17 protein-coding genes are annotated in these 22,262 nt (G+C 36.8%); 10 read left to right on the top strand and 7 right to left on the bottom strand.

Annotated elements, in window-relative coordinates:
• Window positions 1-9: 9 nt before the first annotated feature.
• The gene (locus tag C8C84_RS08625; RefSeq protein ID WP_121313147.1) at window positions 10-1,644 is read right to left on the bottom strand and encodes an ABC-F family ATP-binding cassette domain-containing protein; all 1,635 of its coding nucleotides are present in this window, start codon (window positions 1,642-1,644) and stop codon (window positions 10-12) included.
• Window positions 1,645-1,789: 145 nt separating this feature from the next.
• Here C8C84_RS08625 and C8C84_RS08620 point away from each other — a divergent pair, with 145 nt between their 5' ends.
• Both C8C84_RS08620 and C8C84_RS08615 read left to right on the top strand, forming a co-directional pair.
• Window positions 1,790-5,029: a reprolysin-like metallopeptidase gene (locus C8C84_RS08620; protein WP_121313146.1), complete on the top strand. Its 3,240-nt coding sequence runs from the start codon at window positions 1,790-1,792 to the stop codon at window positions 5,027-5,029.
• A gap of 98 nt (window positions 5,030-5,127) precedes the next feature.
• On the top strand, window positions 5,128-6,351 hold the full coding sequence (locus C8C84_RS08615; protein WP_121313145.1) for an MFS transporter: 1,224 nt from the start codon (window positions 5,128-5,130) through the stop codon (window positions 6,349-6,351).
• Here the strand turns inward: C8C84_RS08615 and C8C84_RS08610 are convergent.
• The 5 genes from C8C84_RS08610 to C8C84_RS08590 form a co-directional block, all read right to left on the bottom strand.
• Window positions 6,344-6,655, bottom strand: coding sequence for a hypothetical protein (locus C8C84_RS08610; RefSeq protein WP_121313144.1), 312 nt, complete (start codon window positions 6,653-6,655; stop codon window positions 6,344-6,346). The two genes, C8C84_RS08615 and C8C84_RS08610, sit on opposite strands and share 8 nt — an antisense overlap.
• A complete protein-coding gene (locus C8C84_RS08605; RefSeq protein ID WP_121313143.1) occupies window positions 6,656-6,871 on the bottom strand; it encodes a putative signal transducing protein in 216 nt (71 codons plus the stop codon). It lies immediately after the preceding gene.
• Between the two features lie 69 nt (window positions 6,872-6,940).
• Complete coding sequence (locus C8C84_RS08600) at window positions 6,941-7,561, bottom strand: DEAD/DEAH box helicase (RefSeq protein ID WP_121313142.1); 621 nt, start codon at window positions 7,559-7,561, stop codon at window positions 6,941-6,943.
• Window positions 7,562-7,621: 60 nt separating this feature from the next.
• Window positions 7,622-8,785 carry a sigma-54 dependent transcriptional regulator gene (locus C8C84_RS08595; RefSeq protein WP_121313141.1) on the bottom strand — a complete coding sequence of 388 codons (1,164 nt, stop codon included), beginning with the start codon at window positions 8,783-8,785 and terminating at the stop codon, window positions 7,622-7,624.
• 87 nt (window positions 8,786-8,872) lie between these two features.
• A complete protein-coding gene (locus C8C84_RS08590; RefSeq protein ID WP_121313140.1) occupies window positions 8,873-9,379 on the bottom strand; it encodes a hypothetical protein in 507 nt (168 codons plus the stop codon).
• Window positions 9,380-9,505: 126 nt separating this feature from the next.
• On the opposite strand from C8C84_RS08590, the gene panB reads away from it, so the two are divergent.
• From panB to C8C84_RS08550, 8 genes are all read left to right on the top strand, one after another.
• A complete protein-coding gene (gene panB, locus C8C84_RS08585) occupies window positions 9,506-10,324 on the top strand; it encodes a 3-methyl-2-oxobutanoate hydroxymethyltransferase (RefSeq protein ID WP_121315012.1) in 819 nt (272 codons plus the stop codon).
• Between the two features lie 58 nt (window positions 10,325-10,382).
• Complete coding sequence (locus tag C8C84_RS08580; RefSeq protein WP_121313139.1) at window positions 10,383-10,736, top strand: four helix bundle protein; 354 nt, start codon at window positions 10,383-10,385, stop codon at window positions 10,734-10,736.
• A gap of 33 nt (window positions 10,737-10,769) precedes the next feature.
• The gene (locus C8C84_RS08575; protein ID WP_121313138.1) at window positions 10,770-11,459 is read left to right on the top strand and encodes an RluA family pseudouridine synthase; all 690 of its coding nucleotides are present in this window, start codon (window positions 10,770-10,772) and stop codon (window positions 11,457-11,459) included.
• An 80-nt stretch (window positions 11,460-11,539) separates the two neighbouring features.
• Window positions 11,540-12,886 carry a hypothetical protein gene (locus C8C84_RS08570; protein ID WP_121313137.1) on the top strand — a complete coding sequence of 449 codons (1,347 nt, stop codon included), beginning with the start codon at window positions 11,540-11,542 and terminating at the stop codon, window positions 12,884-12,886.
• Between the two features lie 57 nt (window positions 12,887-12,943).
• Window positions 12,944-14,275, top strand: coding sequence for an aldehyde dehydrogenase (locus C8C84_RS08565; protein WP_121313136.1), 1,332 nt, complete (start codon window positions 12,944-12,946; stop codon window positions 14,273-14,275).
• Between the two features lie 106 nt (window positions 14,276-14,381).
• A complete protein-coding gene (locus tag C8C84_RS08560; RefSeq protein ID WP_147406829.1) occupies window positions 14,382-18,338 on the top strand; it encodes a PAS domain S-box protein in 3,957 nt (1,318 codons plus the stop codon).
• Between the two features lie 13 nt (window positions 18,339-18,351).
• Entirely contained in the window at window positions 18,352-19,209 is an 858-nt protein-coding gene (locus C8C84_RS08555; protein ID WP_121313134.1) for a neutral zinc metallopeptidase, read from the top strand.
• Between the two features lie 158 nt (window positions 19,210-19,367).
• Window positions 19,368-20,723 carry a hydroxymethylglutaryl-CoA synthase family protein gene (locus tag C8C84_RS08550; RefSeq protein WP_121313133.1) on the top strand — a complete coding sequence of 452 codons (1,356 nt, stop codon included), beginning with the start codon at window positions 19,368-19,370 and terminating at the stop codon, window positions 20,721-20,723.
• A 2-nt stretch (window positions 20,724-20,725) separates the two neighbouring features.
• Here C8C84_RS08550 and C8C84_RS08545 read toward each other — a convergent pair whose 3' ends face one another.
• A complete protein-coding gene (locus tag C8C84_RS08545; RefSeq protein ID WP_121313132.1) occupies window positions 20,726-22,261 on the bottom strand; it encodes a YifB family Mg chelatase-like AAA ATPase in 1,536 nt (511 codons plus the stop codon).
• Between the last annotated feature and the right edge of the window lies 1 nt (window position 22,262).

The raw sequence follows: 22,262 nt of genomic DNA, 5'->3' as shown, positions 1-22,262 counted from the left end.
ATAATAAAATTATTTCTCTATTTCTCGCAAATTTTCCATCTTTTTCAAAGCCAAGAAACCTTTAATATCTTCAAAATGTTCTTTCACGCGTTTGTTTCCAAATTCGAATACTTTGGTCGCCAAACCATCTAAGAAATCACGGTCGTGAGAAACTAAAATTAACGTTCCGTCAAAGTCTTTTAAAGCGTCTTTGATGATGTCTTTCGTTTTCATGTCTAAGTGATTCGAAGGCTCATCGAGAATCAGTAAGTTCACCGGTTCCAATAATAATTTGATCATCGCCAAACGCGTTTTTTCACCACCGGAAAGCACTTTTACCTTTTTGGTAACATCATCCCCATGGAACATAAATGCGCCCAAAATATCTTTGATTTTCGTACGAACATCGCCTACCGCAATATCATCAATGGTCGAGAAAATAGTAGCGTTCTCGTCTAACAACGATGCTTGATTTTGGGCAAAATAACCAATCTGTGCATTGTGCCCAATTTCTACTGAACCGCCATTAATTTCAATTTCCTTCATGATGGCTTTAATCATCGTCGATTTTCCTTCGCCATTTTTACCTACGAAAGCCACTTTTTCGCCACGTTCAATCACCATATTGGCATCTTTAAAAATCAAATGATCGCCATACGATTTGTGCAAGTCTCTAACAATTACAGGATATTGCCCAGAACGAACCGAAGGTGGAAATTTCAATTTCAAAGCCGAAGTATCGATTTCGTCAATCTCTACCGGAACAATTTTTTCCAGCATTTTCACACGCGATTGCACCGACAATGTTTTGGAAAATGTGCCTTTAAAACGATCAATAAATTCCTGATTTTCAGCAATCATTTTTTGTTGCTCGTCATAGGCTTTTTGTTGGTGAACTCTGCGGTCTTTACGCAGTTCTAAATAATGAGAATATTTGGCTTTGTAATCGTAAATTCTTCCCATTGTCACTTCGATGGTACGATTGGTAATATTGTCAACAAACGCTCTATCGTGGGAAATCACTACAACCGCTTTCGCAGAATTGATTAAGAAATCCTCTAACCACTGAATACTTTCGATATCCATATGGTTCGTCGGCTCATCCAGCAAAATCAAATCGGGTTTTTGTAAAAGGATTTTAGCCAATTCGATACGCATTCTCCAACCACCGGAAAACTCCGAGGTTTGGCGCGCAAAATCTTCTCTTTCAAAACCCAAACCTACTAATATTTTCTCTACTTCCGCCTCATAATTGATTTCTTCAATCGCATAAAACTTCTCGCTCAAATCAGAAACGCGTTCGATTAATTTCATGTACTCATCGCTTTCATAATCAGTGCGAATGGTCAATTGCTCATTGATTTCGTCGATTTCGGCTTTCATTTTAAAAATTTGGCCAAAAGCTTTTGAAGCTTCTTCCATCACAGTCGCACCATCCGTCGTAAGCAAATGTTGTGGCAAATAGGCAATCACCGCTTCTTTCGGAGCCGAAATATTTCCGGTCGAAGGTTTGGCTTCACCGGCTATTATTTTTAAAAGTGTTGATTTTCCGGCACCATTTTTACCCATTAAGGCAATTTTGTCATTTTCATTAATGGCGAAAGAAACATCGCTGAATAAAGTAGTTCCGCCAAAATTTACGGAGATATCGTTAACTGTAATCATCTTAGATTGTTAGACTGCTTAGATTGTTAGACTTCTTGAATTTTTGAAGGTGCAAAGATAGTATAGAAACAAGTATTGACAATGTTTTATTTGAGCATGAAACTCAACTTAAATCGTTATCTTAGTTACCTCAAAACCCCACCCAATGAAAAAAAACCTACTTCCCCTACTGTGTTCTCTTTTTATTTTGAATGCCAATGCCCAAGAAATATGGCAAAAAGTTTCCCAAATCGAAGCCTCCGCTTCAGGTAAAAAGAATCGGATTTCTATCCCGCAAACGGAACACTACTTCAAACTCGATCTATTCACTTTTAAAAAAGCACTTCAAAATGCACCCATGCGAGGCCAAATCTCTACATTAGTTTTACCTTTTCCCGATGGCAATGGAAAACTGCAATATTTCCGAATCTACGAAGCACCGGTGATGCACCCTGATTTGGCTGTCCGTTATCCTGATAATAAATCGTATGTAGGACAAAGTGTTGAAAAACGTTCGGCAATAATTCGCTTTAGCGTGACCTTATTTGGGCTTCATACGATGACACTTGCGGTCAACAATGGCACTTCATATACTGAACCCTTTTCAGAAGACGGAAAATATTACGTGAGTTATTTGCGTGAAGGAATGACAACTAATCATATATTCCAATGCCATACGGAGGAAATGCAACCTAAATTAAATATCAATGAAATTAACGCACAACCATTAGACAATGGTGTTTACAGAACATATCGCACAGGAATTGTAACAACTATTGAATATTCGGCATTTCAAATTGCACAAGCCGGACTTCAATCAGCTCCTTTGGCAGAAAAAAAAGCCGCTGTTTTGGCTGCTGTTGTTGTTACACTCACGCGTGTCAACTCGATGTTCGAACGTGATCTTTCGGTTTTTCTGCAATTGATTCCCAATGAAGACGAGGTTATTTTTATTGATACAGACAACCTAACCAATGACGATGTTGGCGCTCTTATCGGAGAAACACAAGAAACACTTGACGATATTATTGGTACGGCTAATTATGATTTCGGACATGGCGTAGGAACATCCGGTGGTGGATTGGGCGGCGGACAACCATGCGCAGAAGGGGCAAAAGCATTTGGTGCAACCGGTCTCGGTTCCCCTGTTGGAGACCCTTTTGATATTGATTATGTAGCACACGAAATGGGTCATCAGTTTGGCGCAGCTCATACTTTTAACAACGAATGTGGTGGCAATCGTGACAACAATTGGTCTTACGAACCCGGAAGCGGAAGTTCTATTATGGCCTATGCCGGAATTTGTGATCCCAATATCCAAAGCAATTCAAACGCACAATTTTTCGCAGGCAGTATCGCACAAATACGAAATACCATTAATAGTGCCGGCGGCAGTTGTGTCGCAATCACTTCAAATATGAACATACCGCCTATAATCAGCGCGGGAATGGATTACACTATTCCGAAAGGAACGGCTTTCATCCTGACCGGAACAGCTTTAGATGATGATAGTGATGCGCTAACCTATACGTGGGAACAATATGACCGCCAAATTTCTGTACAGCCTCCTGTAGCAACGGCAACCGAAGGACCAAATTTCAAACCACAGGTCATTACAGATATTCCTGTGCGTTATCTTCCACAACTTTCAGATGTTTTGGCTAACAATCTTGCACCAACTTGGGAAGTGATTTCAAATGTGGGACGCGAATACAATTTTGCTTTTACTGTACGTGACAACAATATAAATGGGGGTGAATCAGCAACAGATTTTATGAAAGTGACCGTTTCTGACACCTCCGGTCCTTTCATGATAACAGCGCCAAATACTACTGTGGATTGGGTTGCTGCTTCTAATCAACTCGTTGTTTGGGATGTGGCCGGAACAACATCGAATGGTGTCAATACCGCGACTGTAGATATTTTGTTGTCGACCGATGGTGGGCTTGCTTTTTCAATTCCGCTTGCCATTAATGTTCCAAATGATGGTAGCGAAACGATTACCGTTCCGAACTTACCCGGTAATGCCAATCGAATTATGGTGCGCGGTCACGAAAACATTTTCTATGATGTATCGAACCTGGATTTTACCATATCAACAGCAACAGCAACTTTCCTATTGGAAAACAACAGTGTACAAAATGTTGATGCGTGTTTAGGAACTGAAGTGAACTATATCTTTGAATATGAAACCTTTTCCGGATTTACAGGCACAACCAATTTTTCAATTTCAGGTATGCCTGCAGAAATTATAGCTTCTTTTACTCCAACTGTAATTAATGAAAACGGAACGGTTACCTTGACTCTAACCAATACACAAAATGCTGCTGTTGGTTTTTATCCGTTGACCATTACTGCGGTTTCGGGTTCAATTACCAAAACAGCATCCGTTTATCTGAATCTACTTAGTAACACTTTTGGAACATTGGCTTTGATTAGTCCTCCCAACGGTGCAACCGGAGTTGTATTTTCACCTAATTTTACTTGGTCAGCCGATTCCAATGCTTCCCAATACACCATTGAAATTGCAACTGATTCTGGGTTTAACAATATTATCTCAACTGCGGTTACCTCAACAAACGCTTATACAGTAACCGGATTGAATGAAGCTACGGTATATTACTGGAGTGTACGTCCGGAAAATACTGCTTGTAATGGTAGTTTAAGTGCTACTTCACAATTTACCACGGGTGATTTTGTTTGCTCCGATTTTGCTTCCGCAAATGTTCCTGTGGTTATTCCCTCAGAAGATGTGGCTACAGTCTATTCCACTTTAAATATCGCTGAAAATTTTAATGTCGAAAGCGCTACCGTGTCACTTGACATTTCGCATACTTGGCTCACTGACATTGCTGTAAAATTGATTAGTCCATCCGGAACGGTAATCAATCTCTTTAGTCACAAATGCGGCGATGCCGATGATGCTGAGGCCATTTTTGCGGATAGTGGAGTCATTTTAACTTGCAATGGAACAACCCCTGTAATTTCAGGAACAATAAAACCCGAAACACTATTGAGCACGCTGGCTGGTGAACCAAGTTTTGGAACCTGGCAACTTGAAGTATTTGATGAATTTCCACAGGATGGCGGTTTCATTAATTCATGGAGCTTGAATCTTTGCCATGTAATACCTGCCTTGTCAACACCAACTTTTATTACTGCGATAGATTTTACCATTTATCCAAATCCGAACAACGGTTCATTTAACGTTGAAGCTAACAACCTAACAGGATTATATGAATTGGCCGTTTATGACATGCGAGGGCGTAAAATTTACCATCACCAACCGATTTTAAATGGCGGGAATTGGATAGAAAATATTCAGTTGGAAGCACAAGCCGGAATGTACCTGATTGAATTATCAGGCAACGGAACAAAGGCAGTAAAAAAATTCGTGGTAAAATAATAACGATAACGTTGTAATTGGTTAGTAAGTTAAACTAGTCTATTGAAAGCATTATTTTCAAAAATATTTTGGTTACTTTTAAACTAAGATTTGAAAATATGCCTTTAATAGATTATAGTTTCCTGAGTAAAATTTTACCCAAAGCCAAGATTAAAAAAGGCTTTAGAAAAGCCAAAAAATCTTATCTCAATAGGGTTCGATTGGCAACATCACTGTTTTTCTTTGGTATGGGATTCTGTTTTTCCACTTGGGCAAGTCGCATTCCGGACATGAAATCTATGTTGCAACTAAACGAAGCTGAATTGGGAACAATGCTTTTTGCTTTACCGATTGGTCAATTGGTAGCAATGCCTTTTTCGGGTAGAATTGTTACTAAGTACGGTAGCCGAAATATTGCTATTTTAGGATTATTCTTTTATGCTATTTGTTTGACATTATTAGGATTAGCTTCGACGAGTTGGCACTTGGCCGGCGGATTATTTTTGTTCGGCTTCTTTGGCAATTTTTGCAATATTGCTGTGAATACACAAGGTGTTTATACCCAACAATTGTTTGACAAACCTATCATTGGTTCATTTCATGGTTCGTGGAGTTTGGCCGGATTTTGTGGTGCTTTGGTGGGTTTATTAATGCTGGCCTTTAAACTAACACCATTTCAACATTTTTTAGTGGCTTTTGGATTTGTAGTGATTATCCTTTTAACCAATTACAAATACATCATCAAAGCCAAATCAAAGCAAGAAGAAGAAAAATCGAGTTATTCTTTTTGGAAGAAGCCGGATAAAACCTTATTGTGGTTGGGTGTGATTTGTTTTTGTGGTATGGCGAGCGAAGGCATCATGTTTGATTGGAGTGGCGTTTATTTCAAGGAAATTATAAAAGCTCCGGGCGCTTTAGTGGTTTTGGGTTATACTACCTTTATGATTAGCATGGCTTCGGGACGATTTTTGAGTGATATTTTAGTGGGGAAATATGGTGCCAAAAAAATCCTAATCATCAGTGGTTTAGTAATTTCAAGCGGATTATATATGGCGGTTTTATTGCCTTATATGATTCCGTGTATGATTGCTTTTATGTTGGTTGGTTTTGGCGTTTCTAATGTCGTACCCATCATTTTCAATGTCGCAGGAAATAATAAAAACGTACCAACAGGAATAGCCTTAACGATAGTTTCGAGTATTAGTTTTCTTGGTTTTTTAATTGGTCCACCATTAATTGGCTTTATCGCAGAATTGACGAGTTTAAGATATTCGTTTGCGATAATTGGCGTTTTTGGGGTATTTATTTCTTTGCTAGTACTTAAGTTGAAGATTTTTAAATAGAATCACTTCTTTCAAACTTGACATATTTAGTGTATTCTAAGGTCTCTTTGTTCAACAAATATAAGTTCCCAAAATAACAGCCAACGAGATAAAAAGAATCCAATTTTTTATCGTCTTGAATTTTAATTTCAAAGTTATCGACGATATCAATGTTATAAGTAAACGAAATCGGATTACCTATAAAAGTACCTTGTTCATAATCCCATGTTCCTTCCATTCTGCCGGGTAAAAATAAAAACCTGTCTAAAACCAAGATGGTCAATGCAAAAAGAAGGAATGGTATTATTTCAACTCTTTTTTTCATTTAAATACTCAATCGGAACTCCTCAATTACCGGATTGGCTTTGCCGTAATCAATTTCGTGAATAAACAATTCCACGGGTTTACTCGTTTGAATACTCGGAATTACATTCGCCTGATTGTTATCTCTGATGACCACATTGATACTGGCTTCTTCCAATTTTTCTTTTAAAGTAAAGGCGAGAATAGCTTCTCCTGAAAATATTTTTATAAGTCCCATTTGTATTAGTTATGAGTTAATGAATTATAAGTTATGAGTTACTGATCACTAAAAACTGAGCACTGATCACTACGCTTCTTCTTCCATCTCAAAGAAAAGCGGTTCAATCATGACTTTCTCAGCCAGTACTTCTACCCTTTCGGTGATTTGAGAACAAAAGAAAATTCGTTGTGTTTTTTCAACACTCATCATCAATCGTTGAATGATCGCATCATGACGCAAACGGAAAAGTATGTCAGCATCATCTACAACAAACATTTTTACGGTATTGATATTAAATCCGGCAGAAGCAAACATGGCGTTGATTCTGTTTGGTGTTCCGATAAGAATATCTAAACCCATTGAAATCACATTTTTATCGTAATCGATATCACCTTTTTCATGTACCCCGAGTATACTTAAATCTGTATAAGTACCGAATTTCAAAAATAGCTCTTCCATTTCCAAAACACGCTCTTTGTTTTCTACAATAATTAAAGTTCTGGTGCTTTCACCTATGGATTTCTCCATTCGTTGGATCACATTTAAAACAATGGTCGTCGTTTTTCCGGTCCCATCCGGTGATTGAATAACGGCATCTGCACCACTTTTGATGGTTGAAAAAGTCTCTTGTTGCATTTCATTGGCTTCGGTTAAACCGTGTTCGATGAGTGCTTGTTGGAGTTGTGGGTTTATTTTTTTTAAGTTCATTATTTAAGGGATAAGTTAAAAGGGATAAGGGAATAGACTTTTGCCTAATCCCTTATCTCTTTATTTACTCGCAAATAGTTTTACATCAGTTTCAGAAATCTCACTTCCACCAAGAATAATTAAGCGTTCTACTACGTTTCTCAGTTCGCGTATATTTCCGGTCCAATCGTACTCTTGTAATAATTTAATGGCGTCTTTGGAAAATGATTTTGGAGCGTTTCCTTGCTCTTCAGCGATTTTTACCGCGAAATGTTCAATCAATAAAGGAATGTCATCGCGTCTGTCATTTAGCGAAGGTACTTTAATTAAAATTACCGCCAAACGATGGTATAAATCTTCTCGGAAACGACCTTCGGCAATTTCTTTTTTCAAATCTTTATTCGTTGCCGCAACGACACGCACATTGATTTTAATGTCTTTATCGGCGCCAACTCTTTGAATTAAACTTTCTTGTAACGCACGCAATACTTTGGCCTGCGCTGACAAACTCATATCACCAATTTCATCTAAGAAAATGGTTCCACCATCGGCAGCTTCGAATTTTCCGGCACGGTCTTTTACGGCGGAAGTAAACGCTCCTTTTACGTGACCAAACAATTCACTTTCGATTAATTCAGACGGAATCGCAGCACAATTGACCTCAATCATTGGCGCAGCAGCTCTTTCACTTTTTTCGTGTAATTGATGGGCAACCAATTCTTTTCCGGTTCCGTTTGGTCCTGTAATCAAAACACGAGCATCAGTCAGCGCCACTTTGTCAACCATCTGTTTGATTTGATTGATAGGTTCGCTTTCTCCAATGATTTCGTAGTTTTTAGAAACTTTTTTCTTGAGGATTTTATTTTCAACGACCAATTGTTTTTTGTCCAAAGCATTGCGGACAGTATTAAGAAGTCGATTTAAATCAGGTGGTTTTGAAATATAATCAAAAGCCCCTAAACGCATCGTGTTAACAGCCGTTTCCAAATCACCGTGACCGGAAATCATCACCATTGGAATTTCGGGTTTGATTTTTTTTACGGCTTCGAGTAGTTCTTCACCGCTCATTTTAGGCATTTTGATGTCGCAAAGGACTAAATCGTAATCTTCATTTTTGATTTTTTCAAAACCTTGTTTTCCGTCTTCGGCTTCTTCAACAGTATAAGTATCGCTTTCTTCTGAAAGTATTTTGATTAATACTCTTCGGATGGCAGCTTCGTCTTCGATGATTAATATCTTCGGCATTTTTGATTAATTTGATAAAAATGCAAAGTTAAGCATGTAAAGCATTTTATCACTATATAAATGCAAGAATCAAGTAATTTTATTGGTTTATAAAGACATTAGTAAACTTTGAAAAACCAGGTTATCGCCTGCATTTTCCTGAGCAATGGGTTGGAATAGATACCAAAGTAGAAAATCCAACAAATAATCATTGTTTTCCGGTAACGAAATTATGTTGGTAACAACCGTTCCGCCATTGGTTTCCAAACTATAAGAAAGCAATTCCGAAGCTTCATTGGTAATCACAAACTCTGCCAAAGGGTTATTTCTGATTTTGAGGTGAAGCTTAACACCTTTATATTCGATTGTCGTTTGGCTGGAAAACCATTTTTCGGAATACGCTTTTAAAACCACATTGCTCTTGTAATTCAATATCTGCAATTTACTTTTCCAAAAACCTGAATGTTGAATGGAATAAAGTTGCCCTTCAATATTAATTATAGCAGAGCGGTTCCATTTAGAGGTTTGATACTCTAATTCGCCTATCTTCTTTTCACCAACGTAAAAAAGATACTTTTCCTCGCTTAGCTTTTTCCAATTTCTATTAGTTTCCATAACTACTTTTTTTTCAAATTAGTACATCACTTAAAAAAATAGTTACACCTTTGTTGTCCGTAAGAAAGTGATTTGGTCAAATTTTACAATTCCTTTTTATTAACTTTACTTTTTAAAAACACAACGATGTCTACAGCAAAAAAAGATTACAAAAGAATCACTACAAAGTCATTATTTGACATGAAAGCCAATGGCGAAAAAATATCGATGCTTACTGCTTATGATTTTACCATGGCGAAGATTGTCGATACTGCCGGAGTTGATGTAATCTTGGTGGGCGATTCTGCGAGTAACGTAATGGCCGGACACGAAACTACTTTGCCGATTACTTTGGACCAAATGATTTATCATGCTTCTTCGGTGGTAAGAGCCATAGAAAGAGCTTTGGTTGTGGTGGATTTGCCTTTTGGAAGTTACCAATCAGATCCAAAAGAAGCCTTGCGTTCTGCGATTAGAATCATGAAAGAAAGCGGCGGTCATGCAGTAAAATTAGAAGGTGGAAGCGAAATAAAAGAAAGTATCAAACGCATTCTAAATGCCGGAATTCCGGTAATGGGTCATTTGGGTTTGACTCCACAATCTATATACAAATTCGGAACTTATACCGTTCGCGCCAAAGAAGAAGCCGAAGCAGAAAAGCTAATTGAAGATGCTAAATTGTTAGAGAGAATAGGCTGTTTTGCGTTGGTTTTGGAAAAAATACCCGCTTCTTTAGCAGAGAAAGTAGCTAAGACGATTTCGATTCCTGTAATCGGAATTGGTGCCGGCGGCGGTGTTGACGGACAAGTATTGGTAATTCACGATATGTTGGGCATGAACAATGAATTTAGTCCTCGATTCCTTCGCCGTTATTTAAACTTATACGAGCAAATGACTTCGGCTATTGGCAATTATGTGGCTGATGTAAAGTCGAGTGATTTCCCTAATTCGAGTGAGCAATATTGATCAGACTTCTTAGAAAAGTTAGATGGTTAGACTTCTTAGATAAATTTAGATTTTACATATGCATCAATTTAAAGAACTGGAAATTTGGAAAAGGAGCAGACTATTTTGTTCTAAAATTTATCTAATAACATCATCATTCCCTGCTGATGAAAAATTTGGTTTAACCAATCAACTGCGAAGAGCTAGTGTATCAATTCCTTCTAATATAGCTGAAGGTTGTTCAAGAAGCAGTAACAAAGATTTTTCTAGATTTCTTGAAATTGCAATTGGTTCAATTTATGAAATCGAAACACAATTATTGATAGCTTTTGATTTAGGTTATATCAATCAATTAGAGTTGGATAAATTAGTTAATGATTTAGACACAATCATCAAAATGATATCTAAATTTCGTTCTTCATTAAAAATCTAACAATCCAACAATCTATAAATCTAACAATCGATTTTGAAAATAGTTTCCACCAAAGATAATCTCCAAATTCTTCACGAAGACAATCACATCATTGTGGTTAACAAACGTGTAGGCGATATTGTTCAAGGTGATAAAACCGGTGACAAACCGCTTTCAGAAATCGTCAAAGAATATATCAAAGAAAAGTACAACAAACCCGGAGAAGTCTTTTTGGGAGTGGTTCACAGATTAGACCGACCGACGACAGGCATTATTGTTTTTGCCAGAACCAGCAAGGCTTTGACACGTTTGAATGAATTGTTTAGTAACAGAGAAACACAAAAAACGTATTGGGCTGTCGTGAAAAACAAACCACCAAAAACAGAAGATAATTTAGTTCATTTTCTGAAAAGAAACGAAAAAAACAACACTTCTAAAGCGCATCTCAAAGAAGTTTCCGAAAGCAAAAAAGCGAGTTTGGATTATAAAATCATCTCCGCACTCAACAACTATTTTGCTTTAGAAATCAATCTTCACACCGGAAGACACCACCAAATCAGAGCACAATTGTCCGCAATCGGCTGTCCAATTAAAGGCGATTTAAAATATGGCTTCGATCGAAGTAATCCCGATGGTGGCATTCATCTTCATGCTCGAAAATTGGTTTTCATCCATCCGGTTACCAAAGAAACCCTTGAAATCATTGCGCCAACACCAAATGAAGTTATTTGGAATGCTTTGTAAACTAAAATAACTACTTTTACGTTTATAGTTACGTTAGGGTTATTGAAAATCCAACTGTTACAAACCTAAATCAATCTAGTATGAAGAAAATCATTTTAACCGTAAGTCTGTTTATTGGACTAAGCACTTTTGCTCAAGACCATTTTTCGGGTATTAGCACTTCTAATCGAGTTGGTATTTTAAATGCCAATATCAATCCGGCAGAATTAGCCAATTTGTCTAAAAAATTCGAAGTCAATATTTATGGCTTGAGTTTTAATGTAGCCAATAACAAAATTGCTTTTAGTGATTTTAATTCGGATACCGATTTTGAGCAACTGCTTTTTCAAGGCTCTAGCCCTGTAAATGCTCGTGTTGACGCGGAAATTCTCGGCCCCGGATTTGCTATGCGTTGGCAAAAATGGGGATTCGCCATTACTACAAAAGCGCATGCCAAATTTGACATGGTAGATATTGACCCAACCATTGGAAATGCAATTACCAATGACAATTTTATTCTAAACACAACGCTTTTAGACAATCCCGGCAATCAAAGGTTAAGTGGTACTTCTTATGGAGAAGTGGGTTTGTCTGCAGCACGAACTTTTTTTGAAACTGAAAACCACCGATTCAGTGCCGGCGTTACTTTAAAAATATTATTTCCGGGATCTTATTCCAATTTTGGTTTGAGCAACCTCAACGGAACCGTTAATGAAAATGCTTCAGGTGCATATTTGACAACTAATTCGCCTGCGACTTTAAACATTGCTTATTCGGGAAATTTGGCGGAAAGTTTTACCAATTTTGATGACTACAGCAAATCCATTTTTGGAGGATTAAATGGTTTTGCCGGAGATATCGGGTTTAATTACCAATGGAAAAAAGGAAAAGACTATAAATTAAATGCTGGCTTAGCCATCAGAAACATTGGAAGCATGACTTTCAAAGAAGACAACAATTCGTCTACTAATTATGTTTTAGACATTCAACCCAATACACAAAACCCACAAGGTTTGGATTTGAGCTCATTTGAAAATGTTGATAGCCTGAGAGATGTAGAGCAAATACTTACTGACAATGGTTATTTAACGCAAACCAGCGGTCAAACTGATTTTAAAGTAAAATTACCAACAGTGCTTTCGACTTATGCTGATTTCAAGTTGGTTCCGAAAGTTTATATCACAGCTTATTTACAACAGAAAATAAATAAAGATTCGAGCAATAGCCAAATCACCGTTCCGAATATTTTCAGCATTACACCGAGAGTAAATTTAGGTTTCTTTGAAACTTATGTTCCGGTTACTTTCAATGAAATATCGGGAACTAATGTTGGCTTCGGATTCAGATTAGGCGGTTTCTATCTTGGAACAAGTTCATTAGTATCAGCCTTAATCAGCGACAGCAAACAAGGTGATATTTACACCGGATTCCGTTGGGCATTTCTATAATAAAAATAACATTGTCTGCTAAAAAATCCTATATTAGCCTAGCTAATAGAACCTACCATGATTTTTAAGACGGATATCAATTACAGAAAACAATCGTTACTGAAATTACTAAAAGCCGTTCAGGAGCAAGAAGCCGAAATCATACAGGCTTTGTATGATGATTTCAAAAAACCGGCTTTTGAAGCAGTGGTAACCGAAACGAGCTATGTCTTAGCTGAATTAAACCATACGATTAAAAATATCAATAAATGGGCAAAACCTACTTGGGTTTTGCCTTCTTTTTTAAATTTTCCTTCTACCGATTATTTGTATAAAGAACCTTACGGCAAAGTACTCATTATTGCACCTTGGAATTATCCGTACCAACTGGCTTTAGCGCCATTAATTGCCGCCGTTGCTGCCGGAAATCAAGTCGTAGTAAAACCCTCGGAATTGACTCCGAATACTTCAAAAATCATCGCTAAAATCATCAGCAAAAGCTTTGATGAAAATCATGTGGAATGTGTTGAAGGCGGAATTGATGTCGCTCAAGAATTATTGGCAAAACGCTGGGACTATATTTTCTTTACCGGAAGTGTTGCCGTTGGAAAAATGGTAGCCAAAGCTGCTGCGGAAAATCTAACGCCGGTTACTTTGGAATTAGGTGGAAAAAATCCGTGTATCATTGAGCAAAGTGCCAATTTGAAATTGACTGCCAAGCGAATCGTTTGGGGCAAATTTCTGAATGCGGGACAAACTTGCATTGCACCGGATTATCTTTTGGTTCACCAAAGTATAAAACCAAAATTGATCGATTTTCTCAAAGAAGAAATTATTTTGGCTTACGGAGAAAATCCGGAAGTATCGCCTGATTTTCCTCGCATCATCAATGAAAAAAACTGGAAGCGACAAGTTTCATTTTTAGAAAACCAAACCATTCTCTTAGGTGGAAAAGCAAACTCAAAAGATTTTTATATTGCTCCTACTTTATTGGACAATCCAAGCTTAGAAAGTTTGGTCATGAAAGAAGAAATTTTCGGACCAATACTGCCAATTTTGAGTTATGATTCTGAAGCCGATTTGGAACAAATAATAACCCAATATGAGAAACCACTTTCACTGTATGTTTTTACCAAAAATAAAACTTTTGCTCACAAAATAATTTCGAAATATTCCTTTGGTGGTGGTTGTATCAATGACACCGTAATTCACTTTGCCAACAAGCGTTTGCCCTTTGGAGGCGTTGGTCAAAGTGGCATTGGTGCCTATCACGGCAAGTTAAGTTTTACTCTTTTTTCGCATCAAAAAGCGATGGTAAAAAAAGCCAATTGGCTCGACATTCCAACAAGATATGCACCCTATAAAGGCAAAATAACGGCAATGAAAAAGTTATTAAATTGGTTTTCTTAAATTAAGATTTTAAAAAGTGAACAGAGTTTTTATTTTTGTGTATATTTAATGCGAAAGTTTCTATTTTAAATTTAAATTGTTTAATTGGTTAAACACCTACTATACATTGAATTATCTTTTTTCATTTGCCAATATCAATAGCTATATAATAATCTGTTTATTATTGATTATCTCTTTGTTGTTTTACGTAGCTATTCACAAGACTTTACAAAAAAAACTAAATCTCAGCAAGAAATACTCTGAATTTGAACCCAAGGAAGAACAATTTCGTATCTATTTTCTTTTTTTTGGTATCACTATTCCTTTAATTGAAACGATAGTTGATATTTTTGAATTAAGAGTTACACATCATGTCATCATCAATTTTACCGTTGGCGCAACGATGTTACTGTTCTATTTTCTATGCAGTCGATATGACTATTTCTACAAGCGCATCACTATCTTTTTTCCGTTGTTTTACTTTGGTTATTTTTGCTACATTGGCTACCACTTATTTTTTAAACCATTTGAATTAATCTCTTACGCCAGTTTTATCGTTGCCTTTTTTCTTTCTTATTTTGTAATCAGAAACATTCTTCAATACTGGATTTTTGTCTTAAGCATTTTTATTTTTTTACTCTTTAGTTACCAAACTGAGTTAATTGAAACCAAATTGACTGTTTTGTTGGTTTGCACCTTTCTCTCGACTGTAGCCATCCATATTTCAAGACACCTAGCGTTATTAGAAACAAAAAATAAATTTCTTTTTTCCGACATCATTGTTAACAATGGAAATTCACTGATTATAACCACTAATAAAAAAGGAGAACTCTCTTTTTGCAGCAAATCTGTAGAAACTATTTTGGGATACACTGTAGAAGAAGTTTTGGGAATGGGCTATTGGAATTTGACCGAAGATCCTGAATTTATTGGAGAAGCATATCACAAAAGTTTTGTAGATGATCGCACTTATATTCGAAAACTAAAATGCAAAAACGGAGATTATAAATTCATCCAGTGGAAAGACAAAAAATACTCTGACAATGTGGTCATTGGAATCGGTCAAGATGTTACAGAGCAAGTAAAAATCAAAGACCAATACAGAAGTTTGATCGAATCAGCAGCCGATTTAATCTATGAAATTGATTTGAATGCAATCGTAACTTATGTCAACCAATTTGCTGTCAAAACACTTATTTCAGAAAAGGAAGATATTTTGGGCAAGCATTTTTCCAAGTTTGTTCGAGCTGATTATCTTGATTATGTAACCGATTTTTACAAAGAAATACCAGAAAATCAAGAATACAATGATTTGGTTTTTCCGTTGCTAAAAAAAGACGGAGAAACGATTTGGGTTTCGCAGAAAGTGACTTTAAAAAGAAATGATTTTGGAGAAGTCATTGGCTATTCAGCCATTGCCCGAGACATTACACTGGTTAAAAATCTAGAAATTGAACATTACAATCGCAGTAAAAAAGTTAGGATTCACAATGAAACACTGAAAATATTAACCTCTCAAAGTTATTCTAACAAAGATACATTTAACGGAATTCTTAAAAACATTCTGAAAGTAGCTTCAACCAATTGTTCCATAGATAGGGTTGGTTATTGGTCATATATTCCGGAAGGATTAAAGTGTGATAGTATTTATTACTTAAAAAGTGATCGCTTTGAAAAGAACTTTTTTCTAGGCAAAGAAACTTATCCAAACTATTTTGACAACATAGAAACCGGTATGCAAATTGTCGCTTCTAATGTTTATAACAACACTATTACCCAAGAACTTTGTTATGATTATATTCCAAAAAACGGCATTATGTCGTTGCTTGATACACCCATATTTATCAACGGTAAAATAATTGGAATTCTGTGTTTCGAAAAAACAGACATCGCTTTCGAATGGGACAATGAAGATATCAACTTTGCGCGCTCTATTGCCGATTTGATCGCCATTGCCATTGAGGCGCAATTACTATTGGAATCGGATAAAAAATTATCCTATAAGAGCGAAATCCTTACGGTAATCAGTAAAAACATTGATAAGTTCCTACTCAACAAAGATACTGATGAAACCCTGAAAGGCATCGTCAATGAAATTGGAAACGTGCTAAAAGTAGATAAGATATCCTTTTTCGCAAAAAATGTAAAAGAAGATAATTATTACCAAAGATTGCGTTGGATTGCTGCTGAAAAAGGCTTTACAGAACCTAATCCACAACTACAAAATATCAGTCCGGGATTGCTTTCATATGTACAAAATTTTTTAATTGACGATTATTACTATGCTGCAATCGTCAAAAAAATAAAAGACGACACAACCAAAAGTTTCTTAGAAGCTCTAAACATCAAATCAGTTTTATTCCTTCCTATTTTTGTAAAAAATGAAATGCATGGGTTTCTAGTTTTTGATGACTCCACTTTAGAAAGAGTATGGTCTATAGACGAAATAACAATCTTGCAATCATTGGCTAATAACATTTCTTCCGCTTTTGAAAGAAACATTAACGAAGACATTATTAAAGAAAGTGAAGAGAAATTCAGGCTTTTAGCCAATAACATTCCGGGAACGGTTCATCTCTCTAAATATGATGAAAAATGGTCTAAAATTTATCTCAATGACGAAATAGAAAAACTGACCGGTTATCCTAAAGAAGACTTCCTGCTCAATAAAATATTCTATATAGATTTAGTACATCCGGATGACATTAATATTGTTAAAGATAAAGCTGATGAATTGTTTAAAAACAAACAAAAAATTCATTTAATCTACCGAATAGTCAATAAATCAGGACAATCAATTTGGGTTGAAGAATTTGGTGAACCCATCTTCAAAGACAATGAAATCGTATACATTGTTGGAATTTTTATCGACATCACCACCAGAATGGAAGCTGAAGAAGCCATTAAAGCTAAAAATTATGCCGAAGCCGCCAATAGAGCCAAATCGGAATTTTTAGCCAATATGAGTCATGAAATCAGAACACCTTTGAACGGAATCATAGGTTTTACAGAATTGTTGATGAATACCAATTTGGAAAATATCCAGAAAAAATACATGGATACCATCAACCAATCGGCCAATTCCTTAATGGAAGTAATTAATAACATACTCGATTTCTCTAAAATAGAATCGGGTAAATTGGAACTCACAGTCGACAAAATAAATATCACCGAATTGCTGAACCAAGTAGTCGATTTGATTCAGTATGAAGCCAATCTCAAGAATCTGAAACTCAATTTAATTGTTGGAAAAGAAGTTCCAAAATACATTTGGGTAGATTACATTCGCCTGAAACAAATCTTAATTAACTTGTTGAGTAATGCTGTGAAATTTACCGAAAAAGGCAGTATTGACTTATCAATTTCAACATTCAAATTAATTGACGAAGACAGCGTTCAATTACAATTTTCAGTAAAAGACACCGGAATTGGTATCAAAAAAAGCAACCAGTTAAAAATATTTGAGGCATTCTCACAAGAAGACAATTCTACTTCTAAAAGGTTTGGCGGAACCGGTTTAGGACTTTCCATTTCAAACCAACTTTTAAGTTTGATGAACAGCAAACTGGAGTTAAGCAGCGAACCTAATAAAGGAAGTGAGTTTAGTTTTATATTAGACGTAACCTATTCAAATTTGTCTACAGAAAACAATAAATCAATTGATAATTCGGCTAAACCAAGTCATCCTTCAAAAGTTATCACTACAGCGGACAAAGTTGTTTTTATAGTAGAAGACAACAAAATCAACATGCTTTTGGCTAAAACACTAGTCAAACAAATTTTGCCCAATGCCCAAATTATCGAACTCGCAAATGGTAAAGAAGCGGTTGATAAAGTACAAACTTTAGTCCCCGATTTAATTTTGATGGATATTCAAATGCCAATAATGAATGGCTATGAATCGACTGTGGCCATAAGACAATTGCCAAACGCAGAAAATATTCCAATCATAGCATTAACCGCAGGAACAGTTATTGGTGAAAAAGAAAAATGTCTTGAAAACGGCATGAACGATTACATTCCAAAACCAATAGACAAAGAACTTTTAGAAAGAATTATTAAAGATTTAATGAAGTTAAACTAAAATCACAAATATCATGAAATGGCAAAAAAAAGAGAGCGGCAATTTTGAAGACCGAAGAGGTATGTCAGGTGGCGGAAAAGCACTTTTAGGTGGTGGCGTTATAGGAATTATAGTTTTGTTACTTAACATGTTTGGCGGCGAAACCGGACAAACGATAGGCAATATAATAGAACAAACCCAAGGAACACAAACGCAGACAGAAGGGACAAAAACCCGAGAATTATCAGCAGAAGAAAAAGAACTTGGTGAATTTTCAAAGGCGTGTTTTGTGTACAACAATGAAACTTGGTCCAAAATCTTCCAAGAAAATAATATGGACTTTGAAGAACCCGGAATGGTGATATTTGATGATGGTGTAAACACTGCTTGCGGTAGTGCCACCTCAGCTTCGGGACCTTTTTATTGTCCGGGAGACAAAAAAATCTATATGGATTTGCGTTTCTTCGAAGAACTAAAAACCCGATTTGGAGCAGAAGGTGGCGATTTTGCCATTGCTTATGTGATTGCTCATGAAATGGGTCACCATTTGCAGACCATCATGGGAACTTCAGGAAAAGTGAGACAATTGCAACAAAACAAAAGCGAAACCGAAGCCAATAAATTATCCGTTTGCCTAGAATTACAAGCCGATTTTTATGCAGGCGTTTGGGCACATTACAATAAAAACCTTTTAGAAGAAGGCGATATTGAAGAAGCTTTGAGTGCAGCTCATGCCGTTGGTGACGATGCTATTCAAAGCAAAATGCAAGGTCAAGTCAAACCTGATAGTTTCACTCACGGAACGTCTGAACAACGCATGTATTGGTTCAAAAAAGGCTATAACTCAGGCGACATTAAACAAGGCGATACGTTCTCAGCACTTTTGGATTAAAAAAATCAGTTATTTTTAGCAAAAATCACAATTCAAAAATTTAAAGTCCTCTTTTTTGAATTAATCATAAATCGTGTTTGATACCCTAATTTTAAAGACAATTTCAATTCATTTTGAAGTTGTCTTTTTTAATTTTACAAATCAAAAATCGAAAATAAATGAAAGCAGGCATCGATAGCATCGCATTTGATATTCCGCAAATATACCTTCCCATAACCACTTTAGCCGAAAACAGGAACATTGAAGCCGACAAGCTTGTTAAAGGTTTGGGTTTGCACAAAATGAGTTTCCTCGATGTTCATCAGGATGTGGTAACCATGGCGTCAAATGCGGCTTTAAAGCTTATTCGACAAGAGGATTTGAGTCCAAAAGAAATCAACCGAATTTACGTTGGAACCGAAAGCGGCATCGATAGTTCAAAACCGGTGGCTTCTTATGTTTTGTCAAATTTAGAAAATGTCTTAGGCGAAGGCAGTTTCCGAAACTGTGATGTAGTCGATTTGACTTTTGCCTGCATCGGTGCGATTGACGCGTTGCAAAATTGCCTCGATTACATTCGGTTAAATCCAACAAAAAAAGCGATGGTAATTGCTTCCGACAATGCTAAATACGACTTAAATTCAACCGGAGAATATACCCAAGGTGCCGGCGCTATTGCGATGTTAATCACTGCTGAACCGAAAATTTTAAGTTTCTCAAATGAAGTTGGCGTTTCAACCCAAGGCGTATTCGATTTCTTTAAACCCCGACGAACGGTCAATAAACTTGAGAATTTACAATTAGAAAATAATCCCGACTGGAATGGTGTTTTAGAAAGCGAAATTACCATTTACAAAGAGCAACCAGTTTTCGACGGACAATATTCAAATCAATGTTATATTAACCGAATTTCTGAAGCCTACGAACATTACAAATCCGAAAGCAACCAAAGTGGGAAAATCTATGAAAACTGGGCAAACATTTTAATGCATCTTCCCTATTGTTTTCAAGGCAGAAGAACATTTATCGAAATTTTTGCCAAAGAAAATCAGGAGTTATTAGAAGCTCAAATCGGAGAAACGACTAAAGATAAAATCAAAGCTTTAGCCAAAAGCGCAGAATATTTAGCTTTAGTAAACGATAAGATTTTGCCTTCCGAAATTGCCTCGGGTCAAATTGGTAATATTTACACCGGTTCTATTTTCTTAGGATTGTTATCAACCTTATGTTATCATTTCCAACAAAAATCAGATTTGACGAATAAAAGATTCGGATTCATAGCCTACGGAAGTGGTTCCAAATCAAAAGTCTTTGAAGCGGAAGTTTCCCCTGAATGGCAATCGGCAATTGAAAAAGTAAAACTTTTCGAAACTTTGGAACAAGCTATAGCCATTGATTTCCCAACTTATGAAAAGCTCCATAAAAAAGAATTAAAAAACTCCGTTATTGCTCCTACAACTGAGTTTTATTTGGATTCGATTGAGAAAGAAAATCCGGTTTTGGTTGGCGCGCGGTATTATAAATTCAAATCATGAAATCATCCCAACCAACCTTCTCTATCCAAACTCCTATACTGAATCGCTTCCGCAATATGATTGGAACTAACAACTTCAGCCTGCTCCAAATCGGCTATCGTTCGCGCTACTTTTAGGATTCTGTCATACGCTCTGGCGGAAAAATTCAATCTTTCCATCGCAGTTTTCAAAAGCTGTAACGAAACGGCATCCAAAACACACCAAGTTCTAATTTGCTTCGTGGTCATTTGCGCATTGTAATGAATGTTGTCCAATGCCACAAAACGTTGTGATTGAATTTCTCTGGCTTTCGTCACACGCTCCCGAATCAACACACTACTTTCAGCCGGTCGCGTTTCCGTAAGTTTTTCAAAAGGCACCGGTGTGACTTCAATGTGAATGTCAATTCTATCTAACAATGGTCCGGAAATCTTGCTTAAATACCGTTGCATTTCCGCTGGTGACGAACTAACAGGCGCATCGGGATCATTGAAATAACCGCCCGGACTCGGATTCATACTCGCTACCAACATAAATGATGATGGATAAGTAATCGTAAATTTGGCTCTCGAAATCGTCACTTCACGGTCTTCTAAAGGTTGGCGCATGACTTCCAAAACTTCTCGTTTGAATTCCGGCAATTCATCCAAAAATAAAACACCATTGTGTGCTAAGGAAATTTCGCCCGGTTGCGGGTAACTGCCGCCGCCAACCAAAGAAACCGAGCTTGCCGTGTGATGCGGACTCCGGAAAGGTCTTTGGTTCATCAATCCGGCATCTTTTATTTTACCGGCAACGCTGTGGATTTTGGTAGTTTCCAAAGCTTCTTTTATTGTCATTGGCGGTAAAATGCTCGGTAATCTTTTGGCCAACATCGTTTTTCCTGAACCCGGCGGACCAATCAAAATAATGTTATGACCACCTGCTGCCGCAATTTCCATACACCGTTTGATGCTTTCTTGCCCTTTCACATCAGAAAAATCAAATTCCGGGAAATCTAAAGTTTTGTTGAATTCGTCATGTGTATTAATAATTGTCGGCTCAATAGTTCCTTTGCCTTCAAAAAAATCAATGACTTGCAATACATTTTCCACTCCGTAAACATCTAAACCAGTAACGATTGCCGCTTCTTTTACATTTTGTATCGGTAGAAAAAAACCTCTAAATCCTTCTTCTTTGGCTTTAATTGCAATAGACAAAGCACCTTTTATCGGTTGTAAACCGCCATCAAGCGACAATTCACCCATAATGACGTATTGATCAACTTCATCTGCTTTGATTTGGTTGGTCGCTGCCAAAATACCGATGGCCAAAGTCAAGTCGTATGCCGAACCCTCTTTCCGTAAATCGGCTGGTGCCATATTGATAATGATTTTCTTTACCGGTAAACTATAACCGTTGTTTTTTAGTGCAGCGGCAATGCGATAACTGCTTTCTTTGATAGCGTTATCAGGCAAACCAACCAAATGATAACCAACACCTTTATCAATATTGACTTCCACCGTTATAGTGGTTGCTTCAACACCAAAGACGGCACTTCCAAAGACTTTTACCAACATA

Origin of the sequence: Flavobacterium sp. 102 (genome assembly GCF_003634615.1) — a bacterium.
In the GTDB taxonomy this organism is placed as follows: domain Bacteria; phylum Bacteroidota; class Bacteroidia; order Flavobacteriales; family Flavobacteriaceae; genus Flavobacterium.
This window is presented reverse-complemented; position numbering and strand designations above follow the sequence as displayed.